Below are 18854 nucleotides of genomic sequence, written 5' to 3'. Positions count from 1 at the left end.
TCCGGGCGGGGGATCGATTTTCCAGCCGATTAGAACAACAGTGCTCGTGACTTACCGGTCGCGGAGGAGACAGGCATGGCCGATACGATGGGCCACTCAGCGACAGCCACCCGAAACACCTCGGTGGCGATCGGCTTTTGTCTGCTGGCCATTGCGCCGCAGATTTTCGAATTCATCTGGTCGATCGGGACGATCTTTGGCTGGGGTACCGGACGCGGCCCCGCCACCGTCCTGATCAGCCACGCTACCGCGCTGCTCGCAGGCGCTCCCGGTGCGTTGATCGGATCGGTCGGCGGTGACACCAAGAAGGCGTCATCCGACGTGCTGCTGGCGCTGATCTACTCCTACCCGCTGTTTGCGGTGGCGATCCTTACGCTGTTCATGACGATCAAATCGGCACAGGATTACATCGGCGGCATCGTGCTGATGGCGGTCGCTCTGTTCGCGCTGTGGGCCTCGAGCGATTTGCAGGGCATGCGCGGCTTCTCCTTCGGCGCCGGGACCGCGCCCCGGATGTTCGGCGGACTTCTGGTTGCCCTGTCCGCCGGCATCGCCTTGACGGGACTGTTGGCCGAGGGGCCGGCGCTCGCCCATTATTCCTGGCGCGGGCCGCTGTTCGTGATGGTCTCGATCGTGTTCTTTGCGCTGGCGATCCGGCCGCTCGGCCTCGTGGTCTCGGCGTTCGTGAGCTTCATGATTGCGGCGGCGGGATCTCACGAAACGCGCTGGCTGGAGGCCGCCATCGTCGGCGCCTGCCTGACGCTCGGCTGCGCGGTTCTGTTCCCCTATGTGCTCGGGCTGCCGATGCCGATGTTCCCGCGTTTCCTGGTTCAGTGAGGGTGTGATGGATATCTTTGCCAACCTCGCTCACGGTTTTGCCGTTGCGCTCTCTCCGATCAATCTTCTGATGTGCCTGATCGGTGCCCTCGTCGGCACGTTGGTCGGTGTTCTCCCGGGCATCGGCACCATCGCGACGGTGGCAATGCTGCTGCCGATCACGTTTGGCCTGCCGCCGGTCGGCGCCCTGATCATGCTCGCCGGCATCTATTACGGCGCCCAGTATGGCGGTTCGACCACCTCGATCCTGGTCAACATACCCGGTGAGGCGACGTCGGTCGTCACCGCCATCGACGGCCACCAGATGGCGAAGCAGGGCCGCGCCGGCCCGGCGCTGGCGATCGCGGCGATCGGCTCGTTCTTCGCCGGCTGCGTCGCGACCGTTCTGATCGCCGTGCTCGGCGCGCCGCTGACCAAGCTCGCGCTGGCGTTCGGTCCGGCCGAGTATTTCTCGCTGATGGTGCTCGGCCTGATCTTCGCGGTGGTGCTGGCCAAGGGCTCGGTGCTGAAGGCAATCGCGATGATCGTGTTCGGCCTGTTGCTGTCGATTGTCGGCTCGGACATCGAGACCGGCGCTTCGCGCATGGCGTTCAACATTCCCGAGCTTGCCGACGGTCTCGGCTTTGCAACGGTGGCGATGGGCGTGTTCGGCTTTGCCGAGATCATCCGCAATCTCGACGCCGGCGCCGAGATGAACCGCGATCTCGTGCAGCAGAAGATCACCGGCTTGATGCCGACCAGGAAGGACCTGGTCGACTCGGCGCCCGCGATCCTGCGCGGCACCGTGCTCGGCTCGATCCTCGGCATCCTGCCGGGCGGCGGCGCGGTGATCGCGTCGTTCGCGGCCTACACGCTCGAGAAGAAGATCGCCAAGAACCCGTCGCGGTTCGGTCGCGGCGCGATCGAGGGCGTGGCGGCGCCGGAAAGCGCCAACAACGCGGCGGCGCAGACCTCCTTCATCCCGCTGCTGACGCTCGGCATCCCGCCGAACGCGGTGATGGCGCTGATGGTGGGCGCGATGACCATTCACGGCATCGTCCCGGGCCCGCAGGTGATGCAGAAGCAGCCGGATCTCGTCTGGGGCATGATCGCCTCGATGTGGATCGGCAATCTGATGCTGATCATCATCAACCTGCCGCTGGTCGGAATCTGGGTGCGGCTGTTGCGCGTGCCTTACCGGCTGATGTTCCCCTCGATCGTGATCTTCTGCGCGATCGGCATCTATTCGGTGAACAACGCACCGGTCGATGTCATCCTCGCCGGCGTGTTCGGCCTGGTCGGCTACTGGCTGATCAAGCACGATTTCGAGCCGGCGCCGCTGCTGCTCGGCATGGTGCTGGGACCGCTGATGGAAGAAAACCTGCGCCGTGCGCTCTTGATCTCGCGCGGCGACTGGAGCGTGTTCCTGACGCGTCCGTTGTCGGCCGTGCTGCTGGCGATCGCGGCGGGGCTCTTGATCCTCACGGTGCTGCCCGCGTTGCGCGCCAAGCGCGACGAGGTGTTCACCGAATCCGAGAACTGATCGCCACGCGCCCTGCGTCGGCGCGCCGCATTCGGAAGTCGAATCGACTCGTGTGACAGCTTCGTGAAATGAAAATGCCGGCCGGGTGGCCGGCATTTTTGTTTTGTGTCCGGAGGGGATCGAAATGACCTTCATTCGCGCGCTCGCGGGCGCATGTGCCGCGGCGCTTGCATCGCTCGGCGCCTTTGTCGCGCCGGCTCAAGCGCAGACCTATCCGACGCGCAGCATCACCATGATCGTGCCATTCGCAGCCGGCGGCCCGACCGACGTCATTTCGCGCATCGTCACCGCGCATATGGCGCAGACGCTGGGCCAGAGCATCATCATCGAGAACGTGGTCGGCGCCGGCGGCACCACCGCGACCACGCGCGCGGCGCGTGCCGCCAATGACGGCTATACGCTGATCACCGGGCATATGGGCACGCATGCCGCCTCGGTGCCGCTCTATCCGAAGCTCGCCTATCATCCGGAAAAGGACTTTGAGCCGATCGCACTGCTCGCGGGTACGCCGATCCTGATCCTGGCGCGCAAGGACTTTCCGCCAAAGGACCTCAAGGAGTTCGTCGCCTACGTGAAAGCCAACGCCGAGAAGGTGAACGCGGCGCATGCCGGCGTCGGCTCGGTCTCGCACGTGTCCTGCGAGCTCCTGCACTCCATCCTCGACATCAAGCCGGTCGGTGTGCCCTTCAACGGCACGGGACCCGCGATGAACGCGCTGGTGGCGGGCCAGGTCGATTACATGTGCGACCAGATCGTCAACGCCGTGCCGCAGATCAATGCCGGCACCATCAAGGCCTATGCCATCGCAACCGCCGAGCGCAATCCGTCGCTTCCCAACGTGCCGACGACGGCGGAAGCGGGCCTGCCCGCATTCCAGGCCCAGGCCTGGAATGCCATGTTCGCGCCGAAGGGAACCTCGCCGGCGATCCTGGCCAGCTTGAACGCCGCCGCCGTGAAGGCGCTCGACGACGAAACCGTGCGCAAGCGCCTGCTCGAGCTTGGCAGCGTCATCCCAGCCTCTGCGGAACGGACGCCGGAGGCCCTCGCCAAGCTCGTGAAGAGCGAAATCGCGAAGTGGAGCCCGGTGCTCAAGCCGGCAAGTTAATCAGCACAATCAATCCGATAGGCGTGGGCGGGATGCGAGTTCCGCCCCTTGTCGTTTGGGCCGGGAGCACTCACTTTTTCCGGGTATAATGCGTGCAGACGGCGAATCGCCGCTGTCGCGGCACGGGGGTGGTCGTTAAGTTCGCCGTTCCCCCAAAGGCTGCCGTCTTCCTAAAGGTTTTTGGCACATGCACCAGTATCAGGACCTGCTCGAGCGGATTCTTTCAGACGGCGCCGAGAAGACCGATCGGACCGGCACCGGCACGCTGTCGGTGTTCGGCCATCAGATGCGCTTCAATCTGTCCGCCGGCTTCCCGATGCTGACCACCAAGCGGCTGCCGCTGAAGGCGATCGTGCATGAGCTGTTGTGGTTCCTGAATGGCGACACCAACATCAAGTACCTGCGCGACAACGGCGTCACCATCTGGGACGAGTGGGCGGACGCCAACGGCGATCTCGGCCCGGTCTACGGCCATCAATGGCGTTCCTGGCCCGCGCCGGACGGACGCAGCATCGACCAGATTTCGAACGTGGTCGACATGATCAAGCGCAATCCGGACTCGCGCCGCCTGATCGTCTCGGCCTGGAATCCGGCCGAAGTGGACAAGATGGCGCTGCCGCCGTGTCACTGCCTGTTCCAGTTCTACGTCGCGAACGGAAAACTGTCGTGCCAGCTCTACCAGCGCTCGGCCGACGTGTTCCTCGGCGTGCCCTTCAACATCGCCTCCTATGCGCTGCTCACCCTGATGGTGGCGCAGGTCACGGGCCTGAAGCCCGGCGACTTCGTGCATTCGTTCGGCGACACCCATCTCTATTCCAACCATCTGGAGCAGGCGCGGCTCCAGCTCACGCGCGCGCCGCGCGCGTTGCCGGTGATGCGGATCAATCCCGACGTGAAGGACATCTTCTCCTTCCGCTACGAGGATTTCGAGCTCGTCGGCTACGATCCGCATCCGCATATCAAGGCGGAAGTCGCGGTCTAGGACTGATGTCGCTCAACATCCGCCGCGTGCGCCCGGGCGAAGCCGGGCTCGTTCTCGCCTTCATCCGCGAACTCGCCGCGTACGAAAAGCTCTCGCACGAGGTCGAGGCAACCGAGGCTGACATCGCGGATGCGCTGTTCGGCGCTGATCCGCGGCTCTATTGCGCGATCGCCGAGTGGAACGGCGAACCCGTCGGCTTTGCGGTGTGGTTTGCGAATTTCTCCACCTTCAGCGGCCGCTACGGCATCTATCTCGAAGACCTCTACGTGCGGCCGTCGCATCGGGGCAGGGGCCTCGGCAAGGCACTGCTGGTCTATCTGGCCAGGGAGTGCGTCGAGAACGGCTGGTCGCGCCTGCAATGGGCGGTGCTGGACTGGAACGCGCCGTCGATCGCGTTCTACAAGTCGCTCGGGGCCGTGATGATGGACGACTGGACGTTGTGCCGCGTCACCGGGCCTGCGCTGGCGCGGCTTGCCGGGAGCGCGAGCTGATGGAGATCGTCTTCGTCGTCGCGATTGCGGAGAACGGCGTCATCGGCGCTGGCGGCGCGATCCCGTGGCGATTGAAATCCGACATGCAGCGTTTCAAGGCGCTCACGATCGGCAAGCCCGTGATCATGGGCCGCAAGACCTTCGAATCGCTGCGCCGGCCGCTTTCCAACCGCACCAACATCGTCATCACGCGCGATGCGGATTATCGCGCCGCCGGCGCTATCGTCACGACATCGGCGGCGGATGCGGACGCGGTCGCGCGCGGCGACGCCCTGCGGCGTTCAGTCGCCGAGATCGCGGTGATCGGCGGCGCCGAGATCTATCGGCAATGGATCGATCGCGCCGATCGGCTCGAGATCACGGAAGTGCATGCGCGGCCCGACGGGGACACGCATTTCGACATCGACCGGGCGCTATGGGAGGAAACCGGCCGCGTCCGTCATCCCGCCGGTCCTGACGACGGCGCCGACTTCTCCTATGTGACATATCGTCGGCGGCCCCGCCATTAACCGCATTCGCCAATGTTTACATTGACTTTTTCGCGCCCGAGCATAGCTCGGAGGTCGGTCAAGGCCGCGTTGTAAGGGACCTGCCGGTCCCCTATAAAGCCGGGCCGGACAATGCGGGCCGGATCAGTTCTAGTCCCGGTCTGCCGAGGAGAACGTCGAATGCCGTGGAAGAATCAGGGCGGTGGCCCATGGGGCTCGGGTCCGAAAGGACCGTGGGGTTCAGGCCCGCAACCGGTCGGGCCGAGGCCGCCGGATCTGGAAGATCTTCTGCGACGCGGTCAGGACCGCCTCCAGCAGATCATCCCTGGCGGCTATTTCTCCGGTGTCGGCATCACGCTGATCCTGCTCATCATCGTCGCGCTCTGGCTGCTGTCGGGCTTCTTCCGCGTGCAGTCCGAAGAACAAGGCGTCGTGCTGCGCTTCGGCAAGCACGTCCGCACCGTCGATCCGGGCCTGAACTATCATCTGCCCTATCCGATCGAGACGGTGCTGCTGCCGAAGGCGTTGCGCGTCTCCACGATCTCCATCGGCATGACGTTGATCGATGATCCGGCCCGGCGCGGCCGCACCATCCGTGACGTGCCGGAGGAAAGCCTGATGCTGACCGGCGACGAGAACATCGTCGACGTCGACTTCACCGTGCTATGGCGCATCAAGCCCAACGGCGTCGGCAACTTCCTGTTCAACATCCAGAACCCCGAAGGCACCGTGAAGGCGGTCGCCGAAAGCGCGATGCGCGAGGTGATCGGCCGCTCCAACATCCAGCCGATCCTGACCGGGGCGCGGACGCAGACCGAAACCACCGTGCAGGACCTGATGCAGAAGACGCTCGACAGCTACGGCGCCGGCGTCCAGATCGCCCAGGTGCAGATGCAGAAGGTCGACCCGCCGGCGCAGGTGATCGATGCGTTCCGCGACGTGCAGGCGGCGCGCGCCAACCTCGAGCAGTTGCAGAACGAAGCGCAGACCTACGCCAACAAGGTCGTACCGGAAGCGCGGGGCCGCGCAGCGCAGATCCTCCAGGCTGCCGAAGGCTACAAGGAACAGGCGGTCGCCGAGGCCAAGGGCCAGAGCTCCCGCTTCCTGAAGGTGTACGAGGAATACAAGAAGGCGCCCGACGTGACGCGTGAACGTATCTATCTGGAGACGATGGAGCGCGTGCTCGGCGGCTCGGAAAAGCTGATCTACGACGGAAGCTCCTCGGGGCAGGGCGTCGTGCCCTATCTCCCGCTCAACGAATTGACACCGAAGCGGCCCGCCGCAACCGGCCAGCAGTCGAGCGGAGGCAGCCGATGAGGTCCCCGGTTACAGGTATCGTCGCGCTCCTTGGACTGCTCCTGGTCCTGATCGTCGCCTACATGTCGCTGTTCACGGTGCAGCAGACCGAGCAGACCATCGTGCTGCGGTTCGGTGAACCGGTGGACGTCGTCACCGATCCCGGACTGCATTTCAAGGCGCCGTGGAACTCCGTCATCAACATCGACAAGCGGATTCTCGACCTCGAAAATCCGTCGCAGGAAGTGATCGCGTCCGACCAGAAGCGGCTCGTGGTCGACGCGTTTGCGCGCTACCGCATCAAGAACGCCTTGCGCTTCTATCAGAGCGTGGGCTCGATTCAGGCCGCCAATCTCCAGCTCACATCGCTGTTGAACGCGGCGCTGCGCCGCGTGCTCGGCGAGGTCAACTTCATCACCGTGGTGCGTGACGAGCGCGAGAGGCTGATGGGGCGCATCCGCGAGCAACTCGACCGCGAGGCCGACGGCTATGGCATCGAGGTCGTCGACGTCCGCATCCGCCGCGCCGATCTGCCGGAGCAGAACAGCCAGGCGGTCTACCAGCGCATGCAGACTGAACGTCAGCGTGAAGCGGCCGAGTTCCGCGCGCAGGGCGGCCAGAAGGCACAGGAGATCCGCTCCAAGGCCGATCGCGAGGCGACGGTGATCATCGCCGAAGCGAACTCGACTGCCGAGCAGACCCGCGGCGTCGGCGACGCCGAGCGCAACCGCCTGTTCGCCGAAGCCTACGGCAAGGATGCTGACTTCTTCGCCTTCTACCGGTCGATGGCGGCGTATGAGAACGGGCTGCGCTCGAACGACACCCGCTTCCTGCTGCGTCCGGACTCGGATTTCTTCCGGTATTTCAGTAACCCGAGCGGCAAGACGGCGACCACGACACCGGCGAAGCCGTGAGCTAGGCCAAGGGCGGCATTCTTGCCGCCCTTCGTCCAGACAAGAACAGCATAACGGGAGGTTCCAATCCGATGAGGTCCATTGCGTTCGCCGACTTCCTCATCGGCTTAGGCATCCTGTTCGTGCTCGAAGGCTTGATGTTCGCGGCAAGTCCGGCCTGGATGCGCAAGGCCATGAAGAGCGCGCTTGCCACGCCCGACCATGTGCTGCGGGCGGTGGGGATCGCCTCGGCCGTCGCCGGCCTGATCCTGATCTGGGTTATGCGACGGCCCATTTAGCGGCCGTGCCAACGCCAAAGTGAAGGCGAGGGGCCGTTTTTCGCCGTATTATCCGCGTCTTGAGGCCCGTTAACCTCCGTGCTTGCGCCGTCCACCCGTTCGAGCGCAGTCTGATGCCGAATCCCTATTCTCTCTGGAGATCACAATGAACGCTGCCACCATTGCCCCGACCTGCTTTCGCCATTGTGTGCGACTTGGGCTGGCTGCGCTCGCGATCGGCGCTTTCAGCGCGTTCGGCTCGCCGGCCTATGCGCGCGGACCGGATGGCATCGCCGACGTCGCCGAGAAGGTAATCGACGCGGTCGTCAACATCTCGACCTCGCAGACCGTCGAAGCCAAGGGCGGCGGCAGCAACACCATGCCGCAACTGCCGCCCGGCTCGCCCTTCGAGGAGTTCTTCGACGACTTCTTCAAGAACCGCAGGGGTCCCGGCGGCCCCGGCGGCGGCAAGGGCGGCGACAACGGTCCGCCCCGCAAGACCAACTCGCTCGGCTCCGGCTTCATCATCGACACATCAGGCGTCGTCGTCACCAACAACCACGTCATTGCGGACGCCGACGAGATCAACGTCATCCTCAACGACGGCACCAAGATCAAGGCCGAACTGGTCGGCGTCGACAAGAAGACCGACCTAGCCGTGTTGAAGTTCAAGCCGACGAAGCCGCTGGTTGCGGTGAAGTTCGGCGATTCCGACAAGCTGCGCCTCGGCGACTGGGTGGTCGCGATCGGCAACCCCTTCAGTCTCGGCGGCACGGTGACGGCCGGAATCGTCTCGGCCAAGAACCGCGACATCTCCTCGGGTCCCTATGACAGCTACATCCAGACCGACGCCGCCATCAACCGCGGCAATTCCGGCGGTCCGCTGTTCAATCTCGATGGCGACGTCATCGGCGTCAACACGCTGATCATCTCGCCCTCCGGCGGCTCGATCGGCATCGGCTTCGCCGTGCCGTCGAAGACGGTCGCTGGCGTCGTCGACCAGCTTCGCCAGTTCGGCGAGCTGCGCCGCGGCTGGCTCGGGGTGCGGATCCAGAGCGTCACCGACGAGATCGCCGAGAGCCTCAACATCAAGCCGCCGCGCGGCGCGCTGGTTGCCGGCGTCGACGACAAGGGCCCGGCCAAGCCCGCCGGCATCGAGCCCGGCGACGTCGTCGTCAAGTTCGACGGCAAGGACGTCAAGGATCCGAAGGATCTCTCCCGCGTCGTCGCCGACACGGCGGTCGGCAAGGAGGTCGACGTCATCGTGATCCGCAAGGGCCAGGAGGAGACCAAGAAGGTCACGCTCGGCCGCCTCCAGGATCCCGACAAGGTGCAGGCGGCGGTAAAGACCGACGAGCCCGCGCCTGAAAAGACCGTGACGCAGAAGGCGCTCGGCCTCGATCTCGCGGCGCTGAGCAAGGATTTGCGCACGCGCTACAAGATCAAGGACAGCGTCAAGGGCGTGGTCGTCACCAATGTCGACGCCAATTCGGACGCCGCCGAGAAGCGGCTCTCCGCCGGCGACGTCATCGTCGAGGTGGCGCAGGAGGCCGTGTCGAGCGGCGCCGACATCCAGAAGCGGGTCGACCAGCTCAAGAAGGACGGCAAGAAGTCGGTGCTGCTGCTGGTCTCGAACGGTGACGGCGAGCTGCGGTTCGTGGCGCTGAGCGTGCAGTAACTTCATCTGTCGTTCCGGGGCGATGCAAAGCATCGAACCCGGAATCTCGAGGTTCCCCGGTGCGCAATTGCGCACCTGAGGTCTGGTGCTTCGCACCATCCCGGAACGACGAGTGCGTCAGGCCTCCACAAACTCGTTGCGCCGATACCCCTGCGCATACAGCAGCGCGGTGAGATCGCCATGATCGATCCGCGCCGCTGCCGCGGCCGCCACCGCCGGCTTGGCGTGATAGGCCACGCCGAGCCCGGCCGCCTGGATCATCGCGAGATCGTTGGCGCCGTCGCCGACCACCAGCGAGTCGATGTCGTCGAGATCGAACGACTCCATCAAATCCACCAGCGTCGCGAGCTTGGCCGCGCGGCCCAGAATCGGCTCCTTGACTTCGCCGGTGAATTTTCCGTCGTGCACGACGAGCTCGTTGGCGCGGTTTTCCTGGAAGCCGATCTTTGCGGCGACCGCGCTCGTGAACAGCGTGAAGCCGCCGGAGACGAGGCAGGCATAGGCGCCGTGCGCGCGCATGGTCGCGACCAGTTCGCGGCCGCCCGGCGTCAGCGTGATGCGTTCGGCCAGCACCTTGTCGACCACGCCGACCGGGAGGTCCTTCAGGAGCGCGACGCGCTCGCGCAGCGCCGGCTCGAACTCGATCTCGCCGCGCATCGCGCGTTCGGTGATGCCGGCGACGTGCGCCTTCAGCCCGACAAAATCAGCGAGCTCATCGATGCATTCCTGGCCGATCATGGTGGAATCCATGTCGGCGAGAAAAAGCTTCTTGCGCCGGAAGCCGACAGGCTGCACCACGATGTCGATGGGCAGGTCGCCGCGCAGCTCGCGCAACCGCTGTTCGATGGCGTGGCGGTCGCCTTCGAGGTTACTGTCGGCGCCGAAGGGGATGTCGACGGCGACGCCGTCGAACAGCCAATGCGCCGGTGCCGCCTGGGGCAGCACGGCGCGGGCGCCGTCGACGATGGTGCTATCGAGCGCGGGATTGGCGGGATTGCAGATCAGCGTGGCGACGAGGGACATTTGAGGTTTTCGTGAGCGAGGGGCAAGTCAGCGGAAGGCATGTCGGCAAGGCCGTGCTTATCGCAGGCCCGACCGCCAGCGGCAAGTCGGCGCTGGCGCTCGAGCTTGCGCTGGCCACCGGTGGCGTCGTCATCAATGCCGATTCCATGCAGGTCTACCGCGACCTGCGCATCATCACGGCGCGCCCGACACATGGCGATGAGGCGCGGGTGCCGCACCGCCTCTACGGCCATGTCGATGCAGCCGTGAATTTCTCGGCCGGCGCCTGGGTCGCCGACGCGGCGAAGGCGCTTGACGAGGCGCAAGCGCTGGGCCGCCTGCCGATCTTCATTGGCGGCACCGGGCTCTATTTCAAGGCGCTGACGGCGGGGCTGTCGGTGGTGCCGCCGATTCCTGCCGAGGTGCGCGAAGACGTGCGTACGCGGCTGGAGCGGAACGGCGTCGAGGCGCTGCACGCGGAACTCGCAAGCCGCGATCCGCGCGCGGCGGAACGATTGAACCTGCGCGACCGCACCCGTATCGCGCGCGCGCTCGAGGTGATCGAGGCGACCGGGCGTTCGCTGCTCGACTGGCACCACGAGGGCCAGCCGCCGCTGTTGCCCAGGGACAGTTTTCGCGCGGTGTTTCTCGCCCCCGAACGCGACGAGCTCTACGCCCGCATCGATGCCCGCTTCGACGCCATGCTGGGCGCCGGCGCCCTGAAGGAAGTCGAGCGGCTGGCCGCCCGGCAGCTCGATCCGCTGTTGCCGGCCATGAAGGCTCATGGCGTGCCGGCGCTGATCCGGCATCTGCGCGGCGAACTCGGTCTGGAGGAGGCCGCCGGCATCGGCCGCGCCGACACCCGCCACTACGCCAAGCGGCAGTTCACGTGGTTCCGGCACCAATTGCCTGCGTTCGAATGGGTGAAGCCGGAGGAGGCGAGGGGGTGGCTTGCGGCCATCGTGAACGCAGAGCGGGATGAGGGGTGAGAGCCTCGCTCCATCGTCATTCCGGGGCGCGCATAGCGCGAGCCCGGAATCCATAATCCCAGGCGCTCATGTGGCGATGGCTGTTGGCTACCACTTCAGGCCCCAGGACGGCCTGTGGCTAGGGATTCCGGGCTCGATGCTTCGCATCGCCCCAGAATGACGAGCGGGGTGCTGACGCGGTTTTGTGCTCGGGTTCCCGTATTTACCTCTCGCCGAACCGCCGGAACCCCGCTACACTTCCGAAATCGCGCGGGAACGACCGCTTTGCCTTGACATCGGGGCTTTGGTCGCTATGTTTCGCGCAACCTTTGGGAAGCCGGGCACCTGCCATGCGTAATATTATTACCAAACTCCTTATCGCCGTCGTACCCAGGCACACCGCCGGGGATGGCTAGCTGCCATCCACATGACAGGCGGTGTGCATGGGCCCTCTTCGGGGCCTTTTTTATTTCCCGAACCAGACACGAACGAAGCCGCTGACAACAGCGCATCCGGAGCAAGCCAATGAGCGACAAGAGCCACGATCCGAACCAGATGACCGGCGCCGCGATGATCGTTCGTGCGCTCATCGATCACGGCGTGACCGACATTTTCGGCTATCCCGGCGGCGCTGTGCTTCCGATCTACGACGAGATCTTCCAGCAGAGCGAGGTCCAGCACATCCTGGTCCGGCACGAGCAGGGCGCGGGCCACGCCGCCGAGGGCTATGCGCGATCGACCGGCAAGCCGGGCGTTGCGCTGGTGACCTCCGGCCCCGGCGCCACCAACATGGTGACGCCGCTGACCGACGCGCTGATGGACTCGATCCCGCTGGTCTGCATCTCCGGCCAGGTGCCGACGCACCTGATCGGCAACGACGCGTTCCAGGAGTGCGACACCGTCGGCATCACCCGTCCCTGCACCAAGCACAACTGGCTGGTGCGCGACGTCAACGATCTCGCGAAAGTGCTGCACGAGGCGTTCTACGTTGCGACCACGGGCCGTCCGGGCCCGGTGCTGGTCGACGTTCCGAAGGACGTGCAGTTCGCGACCGGCACCTATCATCCGCCGCGCAAGTCCGACGTGCACCGTTCCTACGCGCCGCGCGTGAAGGGCGATGCGACGCAGATCCGCAAAGCGGTGTCGCTGCTCGCCAATGCAAAACGTCCCGTGATCTACAGCGGCGGCGGCGTGATCAATTCCGGCCCTGAAGCGACCAAGCTGCTGCGCGAGCTGGTCGAGGTCACCGGATTCCCGATCACCTCCACGCTGATGGGCCTCGGCGCCTATCCTGCGTCGGGCAAGAACTGGCTCGGCATGCTCGGCATGCACGGCACCTACGAAGCCAACATGACCATGCATGATTGCGACGTCATGCTGTGCGTCGGCGCGCGTTTCGACGACCGCATCACCGGACGCGTCGACGCGTTCTCGCCGGGCTCGAAGAAGATCCACATCGACATCGACCCGTCCTCGATCAACAAGAACATCCGGGTCGACGTGCCGATCATCGGCGACTGCGGCAACATCCTCGGCGACATCCTCCAGGTGTTCAAGGCGGAGGCGAAGAAGCCCGACATCAAGGCGTGGTGGCAGCAGATCGCGCAGTGGCGCGCCCGCAACTCGCTCTATTACAAGAAGAGCAACGACGTCATCCTGCCCCAGCACGCGATCCAGAGCCTGTTCGAGGCGACGCGCGGCAGGGACACCTACATCACCACCGAGGTCGGCCAGCACCAGATGTGGGCGGCGCAGTTCTTCGGCTTCGAGGAGCCGCACCGCTGGATGACGTCGGGCGGTCTCGGCACCATGGGCTACGGCCTGCCCGCCGCGGTCGGCGTGCAGGTCGCCCATCCCGACAGCCTCGTCATCGACATCGCGGGCGATGCCTCGGTGCAGATGACGATGCAGGAGATGTCGACGGCGGTGCAGTACGAGCTGCCGATCAAGATCTTCATCCTGAACAACCAGTACATGGGCATGGTGCGGCAGTGGCAGCAGCTGCTCCACGGCAACCGGCTGTCGCATTCCTATTCGGAGGCGCTGCCGGATTTCGTCAAGCTCGCGGAGGCCTATGGCGGCGTCGGCATCCAGGTGCACAAGCCTGGCGATCTCGACGGCGCCATCCAGGAGATGATCTCGGTCAAGCGCCCGGTGCTGTTCGACTGCCGTGTCGCGGCGCTCGAAAACTGCTTCCCGATGATCCCGTCCGGCAAGGCGCACAACGAAATGCTGTTGCCCGAGCAGGCGAACGACGAGGCCACGGCCAAGGCGTTTGCGGGCGGCAAGGCGCTGGTGTGACGTCATGTTCGACCTGAAGGAGCTCGAGCGCGCACACGACATTGTGGGGCAGGCGGTGCCGGCGACGCCGGCGCACGCCTGGCCGCTGCTCGCCCAGCGTCTCGGCACCGAGGTCGTCGTCAAGCACGAGAATCACACGCCGATCGGGGCCTTCAAGGTGCGCGGCGGCCTCGTTTATCTCGATCGGCTCAAGCGCGAGCGGCCGAATACGCCGGGCATCATCTCGGCGACGCGCGGCAATCACGGCCAGAGCCTCGCGTTCGCGGCGAGCCGCCACGGCGTGCCCGCCGTGATTTACGTGCCGCGCGGCAACTCGGTCGAGAAGAACCGGGCGATGAAGGCCTTTGGCGCCGAGCTCGTCGAGCATGGCGAGGACTTTCAGGCCGCGCGCGAGGAGGCCGAGCGCCGCGCGCAGTTCGCCGGGCTCCACATGGTGCCGTCGTTTCATCCCGACCTCGTGCTGGGTGTTGCGACCTACGCGCTCGAGCTGTTCCGGTCCGCGCCAGATCTCGACATCCTCTATGTGCCGATCGGGCAGGGCTCCGGCATCTGCGGCTGCATCATGGCGCGTGATCTCTTGGGCCTGAAGACCGAGATCGTTGGCGTGCAGTCGACCGAAGCGCCGTCCTATGCGCTGTCGTTCGCGGCAGGCCACGTCGTGACGACCGAGACGAGCAACACGCACGCTGACGGCATGGCGACGCGCATTCCCGATGCGGATGCGTTCGCGCTGATCCGCAAGGGCGCCTCGCGCATCGTGCAGGTTTCCGACGATGAGGTCGCCGCCGCGATCCGCGCCTACTGGACCGACACGCACAATCTCGCCGAAGGCGCCGGCGCTGCCGCGCTTGCCGCGGCGCTTCAGGAAAAGACAAAACTGTCTGGCAAGCACGTCGGTCTCGTGCTCTCCGGCGGCAATATCGATTTCGATCTGTTCCACCGTTGGGTCGGAACGGATGCGCCAGCGATGGCGTGAGGGAGACAAGAGGGGACGACAATGAACCAGCCCGCATCCGCCTATTTCATCGAGGACCGTCACGATCCCAACGAGACGCACACGCTCTCGGTGCTCGTGCAGAACGAGCCGGGCGTGCTCGCGCGTGTCATCGGCCTGTTCTCTGGCCGCGGCTACAACATCGAGAGCCTCACGGTCTCGGAGACCGAGAGCCAGAAGCATCTGTCGCGCATCACCATCGTCACCACGGGCACGCCGATGGTGATCGAGCAGATCAAGCACCAGCTCGACCGCATGATCCCGGTCTATCGGGTCGTCGACATGACGCTGACCAAGCGCTCGATCGAGCGTGAGCTTGCGATGGTGAAGGTGCGCGGACAGGGCGAGCACCGTGTCGAGGCGCTGCGGCTGGCGGACGCGTTCCGCGCCCGGGTGATCGACGCCACCACCGAGAGCTTTGTGTTCGAGATCACGGGCAATACGGACAAGATCAACCAGTTTATCGACCTGATGCGCCCGCTCGGCCTTGTCGAGGTGTCGCGCACCGGCGTTGCCGCGATCGGCCGCGGGCCTGAAGGGATGTGAGCCATGCTGGCGCGCGACTGGTACTACAACGAGCGGAACCGGATGGGCATCGGGCCTGCGGTGGCGTCGATCTATGACACCCACGACGACGCCGATCTGCGCGCGCGCGCCGCGTTGAAGATGCTCGGGGTTCAGCGCGGCTGGCGGATCGCCGATATCGGCTGCGGCAATGGCGTGCTGGCGACCGAGGCGGCGCTGATGGGCGCCCAGGTCGACGCCATCGACATCTCGCCGGCGATGCTGGATCTGGCCGAGATCTACGCGCGGGACCGCAAGGCGAAGGTCGCGACCCAGTCGGCCGGCCTGCTCAGCTTCTCCTACCAGCCGGAGTCCTATGATCTGATCGTCAGCGAGTTCACGCTGCACCATTTGCCGGATTTCTGGAAGGCGGTGGCGATGTCGCGGATCTACCGCGCGCTGAAGCCCGGTGCGAGCTTCTACCTTCGTGACATCGTCTACGTCTCGATGCCCGACGCCTCCGAGCGCGACGTCGAGCAATGGGCCGACTACCAGATCAACAATCACGATTTCTCGCGCGAGAGCGTCGTCACGCATATGCGCGACGAATATTCCACCTTCGGCTGGGTGATGGAGCGGATGCTGACCGACGTCGGCTTCACCCTCGTTTCGGCCGACTACCACGCCCCGATGCACGGCACCTATCTCGTGTGCAAACCCAATCCTTCGACGTAATGGCCGGCGAGCAAGGCTAGACGACACCAGAGCTGAACGACCAGACAGAGCCAAGAACAACAACAATGAAGCCGGCCGACATCTTCATCGCCCTCATGGTGGCGATCACCTGGGGCCTCGCCTTCGTGGCGAGCCGGATCGCGCTCGACGAGCTCTCGCCGGAACTGATGACCGCGCTGCGCTTCACCATCGCCGCGGTGCCGTGCCTGTTCATTCGCAAGCCGAAGATCGCCTGGTCGCTGCTGATCGCGATCAGCTTCACGCTGTTTCTCGGCCAGTTCCTGAGTCAGGCCTATGGCATCGCGCACGGCGTGCCGGTGGGCTTGACCTCCGTCGTGGTGCAGAGCCAGGCGCTGTTCACCATCGGCTTTGCCGTGATCGCGTTCGGCGAGCGGCCGACATCGGTGCAGACGCTTGGCATCGTCATTGCGGCAGTCGGCCTTCTGATGATCTGCGGCACCGTCGGCTACGATTTCAGTGTGGGTGCCTTCGCGGTGCTGATGGTTGCGCCGGTCAGTTTTGCCGTCGGCAATCTGCTGCTGCGCGGCGCCCGCGGCGTGCCGATGTTCGATCTGTTCGCCTGGCTGTGCCTCACGTCGGCCCTGCCGCTGTTCGCGCTGGCACTGATCGCCAACGGCCCCGCGCCGACCTGGACGTCGCTGACGCAGATGTCGCTGAATGCCGCGCTCTGCATGCTGGCGCTTGGCGGCATCTCGACCAGCATCGCCTATTGGCTGTGGGGCCGGCTCTTGCRCGACTATCCCGCCGCGCAGGTGGTGCCGTTCGCGCTGCTGGTGCCGTTCGTGGGCTCGGCGGCGTCCAGCATCGTGTTCGGCGAAAGGTTCGGGCCCTTAAGGCTCGCCGGCATGCTGACCGTGATCGGCGGCATCGCGGTGATGGTGCTGGCAAGGCGCCCGCAGCCGCTGCCGAAGACGGCGTGAGGTGAACATGGCCTATTCGCTCTTCTATGCCTTCCTCATCTTCATGGTGGTGATGTACTTCACCCCCGGGCCCAACAACATCATGCTGCTCGCCTCGGGCCTGACCTACGGCTTCCGGCGCACCATCCCCCACATCGCCGGCATCGTCATCGGCTTTGCCTTCATGGTCGCCGCGGTGGGCCTCGGGCTCGGCACCGTGTTCCTGGCCTATCCGATCCTCCAGACCATTTTGAAATATGCCGGCGCGGCCTACCTGATTTACCTCGCCGCCGTGATCGCCATGTCCGGCCCGGCCACGCCGGGTGGCGACAGCGGCCGTGGGCCGATGACCTTCTGGGGCGCGGCCATGTTCCAGTGGATCAATGCTAAGGGCTGGGTGATCGTGATCGGCACCATCACGGCCTATGCGGCCATCGCCCAATTCCCGCTCAACATCGCGATCCAGACCCTGATCAGCCTGCTGGTGGGCACGGTCTCGACGGTGGTCTGGGCGCTGTTCGGCACCGCGCTGCGGCCGGTCCTGACCTCCGAGCGGCTGGTCCGCGCCTTCAACATCCTGATGGCGATCCTGCTGCTCGCCTCCCTCTACCCCGTCTTCATGGATGCATGATGCGGCATTTTTCCATGCAGAAACGGGTTTCCCCCTGGAGCGAAAATGCTCTAGACAGCCCCCGAAATCCGCAAATTTCACCCTCCGAGACCTGACCAACGGCCGATTCCGGCCCCTGAATGAGGAAACGACCATGCGTGTTTATTACGATCGCGACGCCGACCTGAACCTGATCAAGGGCAAGAAGGTCGTCATCGTCGGCTATGGCAGCCAGGGTCACGCCCACGCGCTGAACCTGAAGGATTCCGGCGTCAAGGAAGTCGCCATTGCACTGCGCAAGGGCTCGGCCTCGGCCAAGAAGGCGGAAGCCGCCGGCTTCAAGGTGATGGAAGTCGCGGAAGCCGCCAAATGGGCCGACCTCGTCATGATGCTGACCCCGGACGAGCTCCAGGGCGACATCTACCGCGAGCACCTGCACGACAACATGAAGAAGGGCGCGGCGCTCGTCTTCGCGCACGGCCTCAACGTCCACTTCAACCTGCTCGACCCGCGCGCCGACCTCGACGTGCTGATGATCGCGCCGAAGGGCCCCGGCCACACCGTGCGCTCGGAGTATCAGCGCGGCGGCGGCGTGCCCTGCCTGATCGCGATCGCCAAGGACGTCTCGGGCAACGCCCATGACCTCGGCCTGTCTTACGCCTCCGCCGTCGGCGGCGGCCGCGCCGGCATCATCGAGACCACCTTCAAGGAAGAGTGCGAGACCGACCTGTTCGGCGAGCAGGTGGTGCTCTGCGGCGGCCTGGTCGAGCTGATCAAGGGCGGCTACGAGACCCTGGTCGAGGCCGGCTACGCCCCGGAGATGGCCTATTTCGAGTGCCTCCACGAGGTGAAGCTGATCGTCGACCTGATCTATGAAGGCGGCATCGCCAACATGAACTACTCGATCTCCAACACCGCCGAGTACGGCGAGTACGTCACCGGTCCGCGCATCGTCACCGATGAGACCAAGAAGGAGATGAAGCGCGTGCTCAACGACATCCAGTCCGGCAAGTTCGCCCGCGACTGGATGCTCGAGAACAAGGTCAACCAGACCTCGTTCAAGGCGACCCGCGCCAAGCTCGCCGCGCACCCGATCGAGGAAGTCGGCGCGAAACTCCGCGACATGATGCCCTGGATCAAGAAGGGCGCGCTGGTCGACAAGAGCAAGAACTGACGGCAACCCCATCGTTCCGGGGGCGTGACGACGTCGCGCCCCCGGACTTCGATCCATGTTCATGAGTTTCCCGGGC

General features: G+C 65.1%; 19 protein-coding genes. 18 read left to right on the top strand and 1 reads right to left on the bottom strand.

Features of this window, described 5'->3' with window-relative positions; all coding sequences use genetic code 11:
• Positions 1-75: 75 nt before the first annotated feature.
• The 10 genes from ACXJMY_RS13950 (at position 76) to ACXJMY_RS13905 (ending at position 9570) form a co-directional block, all read left to right on the top strand.
• Complete coding sequence (locus tag ACXJMY_RS13950) at positions 76-837, top strand: tripartite tricarboxylate transporter TctB family protein (RefSeq protein WP_456619911.1); 762 nt, start codon at positions 76-78, stop codon at positions 835-837.
• A 7-nt stretch (positions 838-844) separates the two neighbouring features.
• Complete coding sequence (locus ACXJMY_RS13945; protein WP_456619910.1) at positions 845-2359, top strand: tripartite tricarboxylate transporter permease; 1515 nt, start codon at positions 845-847, stop codon at positions 2357-2359.
• Positions 2360-2483: 124 nt separating this feature from the next.
• Positions 2484-3464: a tripartite tricarboxylate transporter substrate binding protein BugD gene (locus ACXJMY_RS13940; protein WP_456619909.1), complete on the top strand. Its 981-nt coding sequence runs from the start codon at positions 2484-2486 to the stop codon at positions 3462-3464.
• A gap of 187 nt (positions 3465-3651) precedes the next feature.
• A complete protein-coding gene (locus ACXJMY_RS13935; RefSeq protein ID WP_456619908.1) occupies positions 3652-4446 on the top strand; it encodes a thymidylate synthase in 795 nt (264 codons plus the stop codon).
• 5 nt (positions 4447-4451) lie between these two features.
• Positions 4452-4937, top strand: coding sequence for an N-acetyltransferase family protein (locus ACXJMY_RS13930; RefSeq protein WP_456619907.1), 486 nt, complete (start codon positions 4452-4454; stop codon positions 4935-4937).
• Positions 4937-5446 (top strand): dihydrofolate reductase, encoded by a 510-nt coding sequence (locus ACXJMY_RS13925; RefSeq protein WP_456619906.1) that lies wholly within the window; start codon positions 4937-4939, stop codon positions 5444-5446. Before ACXJMY_RS13930 ends, ACXJMY_RS13925 begins: the two co-directional genes overlap by 1 nt.
• A gap of 159 nt (positions 5447-5605) precedes the next feature.
• Positions 5606-6742 (top strand): FtsH protease activity modulator HflK, encoded by a 1137-nt coding sequence (gene hflK / locus ACXJMY_RS13920; RefSeq protein ID WP_456619905.1) that lies wholly within the window; start codon positions 5606-5608, stop codon positions 6740-6742.
• Entirely contained in the window at positions 6739-7635 is an 897-nt protein-coding gene (hflC, locus tag ACXJMY_RS13915; RefSeq protein ID WP_456619904.1) for a protease modulator HflC, read from the top strand. The genes hflK and hflC overlap by 4 nt, the downstream gene beginning before the upstream one ends.
• 71 nt (positions 7636-7706) lie before the next feature.
• A complete protein-coding gene (locus tag ACXJMY_RS13910; RefSeq protein ID WP_456619903.1) occupies positions 7707-7913 on the top strand; it encodes a DUF2065 domain-containing protein in 207 nt (68 codons plus the stop codon).
• A 145-nt stretch (positions 7914-8058) separates the two neighbouring features.
• Positions 8059-9570: a Do family serine endopeptidase gene (locus ACXJMY_RS13905; RefSeq protein WP_456619902.1), complete on the top strand. Its 1512-nt coding sequence runs from the start codon at positions 8059-8061 to the stop codon at positions 9568-9570.
• A gap of 117 nt (positions 9571-9687) precedes the next feature.
• Here ACXJMY_RS13905 and serB read toward each other — a convergent pair whose 3' ends face one another.
• Positions 9688-10593 carry a phosphoserine phosphatase SerB gene (gene serB, locus ACXJMY_RS13900; RefSeq protein WP_456619901.1) on the bottom strand — a complete coding sequence of 302 codons (906 nt, stop codon included), beginning with the start codon at positions 10591-10593 and terminating at the stop codon, positions 9688-9690.
• A gap of 11 nt (positions 10594-10604) precedes the next feature.
• Between serB and miaA the strand changes: the two genes are divergently transcribed.
• From miaA to ilvC, 8 genes are all read left to right on the top strand, one after another.
• Entirely contained in the window at positions 10605-11561 is a 957-nt protein-coding gene (miaA, locus tag ACXJMY_RS13895; RefSeq protein WP_456619900.1) for a tRNA (adenosine(37)-N6)-dimethylallyltransferase MiaA, read from the top strand.
• 504 nt (positions 11562-12065) lie between these two features.
• Complete coding sequence (locus tag ACXJMY_RS13890; RefSeq protein ID WP_456619899.1) at positions 12066-13841, top strand: acetolactate synthase 3 large subunit; 1776 nt, start codon at positions 12066-12068, stop codon at positions 13839-13841.
• Positions 13842-13845: 4 nt separating this feature from the next.
• Positions 13846-14817, top strand: coding sequence for a threonine dehydratase (locus tag ACXJMY_RS13885; protein ID WP_456619898.1), 972 nt, complete (start codon positions 13846-13848; stop codon positions 14815-14817).
• A 21-nt stretch (positions 14818-14838) separates the two neighbouring features.
• On the top strand, positions 14839-15381 hold the full coding sequence (ilvN, locus tag ACXJMY_RS13880) for an acetolactate synthase small subunit (RefSeq protein ID WP_014493064.1): 543 nt from the start codon (positions 14839-14841) through the stop codon (positions 15379-15381).
• Positions 15382-15384: 3 nt separating this feature from the next.
• A complete protein-coding gene (locus ACXJMY_RS13875) occupies positions 15385-16074 on the top strand; it encodes a class I SAM-dependent methyltransferase (RefSeq protein WP_456619897.1) in 690 nt (229 codons plus the stop codon).
• 65 nt (positions 16075-16139) lie between these two features.
• Entirely contained in the window at positions 16140-17015 is an 876-nt protein-coding gene (locus ACXJMY_RS13870; protein WP_456619896.1) for an EamA family transporter, read from the top strand.
• A 7-nt stretch (positions 17016-17022) separates the two neighbouring features.
• Entirely contained in the window at positions 17023-17625 is a 603-nt protein-coding gene (locus ACXJMY_RS13865; protein WP_456619895.1) for a LysE family translocator, read from the top strand.
• A gap of 133 nt (positions 17626-17758) precedes the next feature.
• Positions 17759-18778 (top strand): ketol-acid reductoisomerase, encoded by a 1020-nt coding sequence (gene ilvC, locus ACXJMY_RS13860; protein ID WP_456619894.1) that lies wholly within the window; start codon positions 17759-17761, stop codon positions 18776-18778.
• The last annotated feature ends 76 nt before the right edge of the window (positions 18779-18854 follow it).

Source organism: Bradyrhizobium sp. P5_C12, from assembly GCF_054049735.1.
This window is presented reverse-complemented; position numbering and strand designations above follow the sequence as displayed.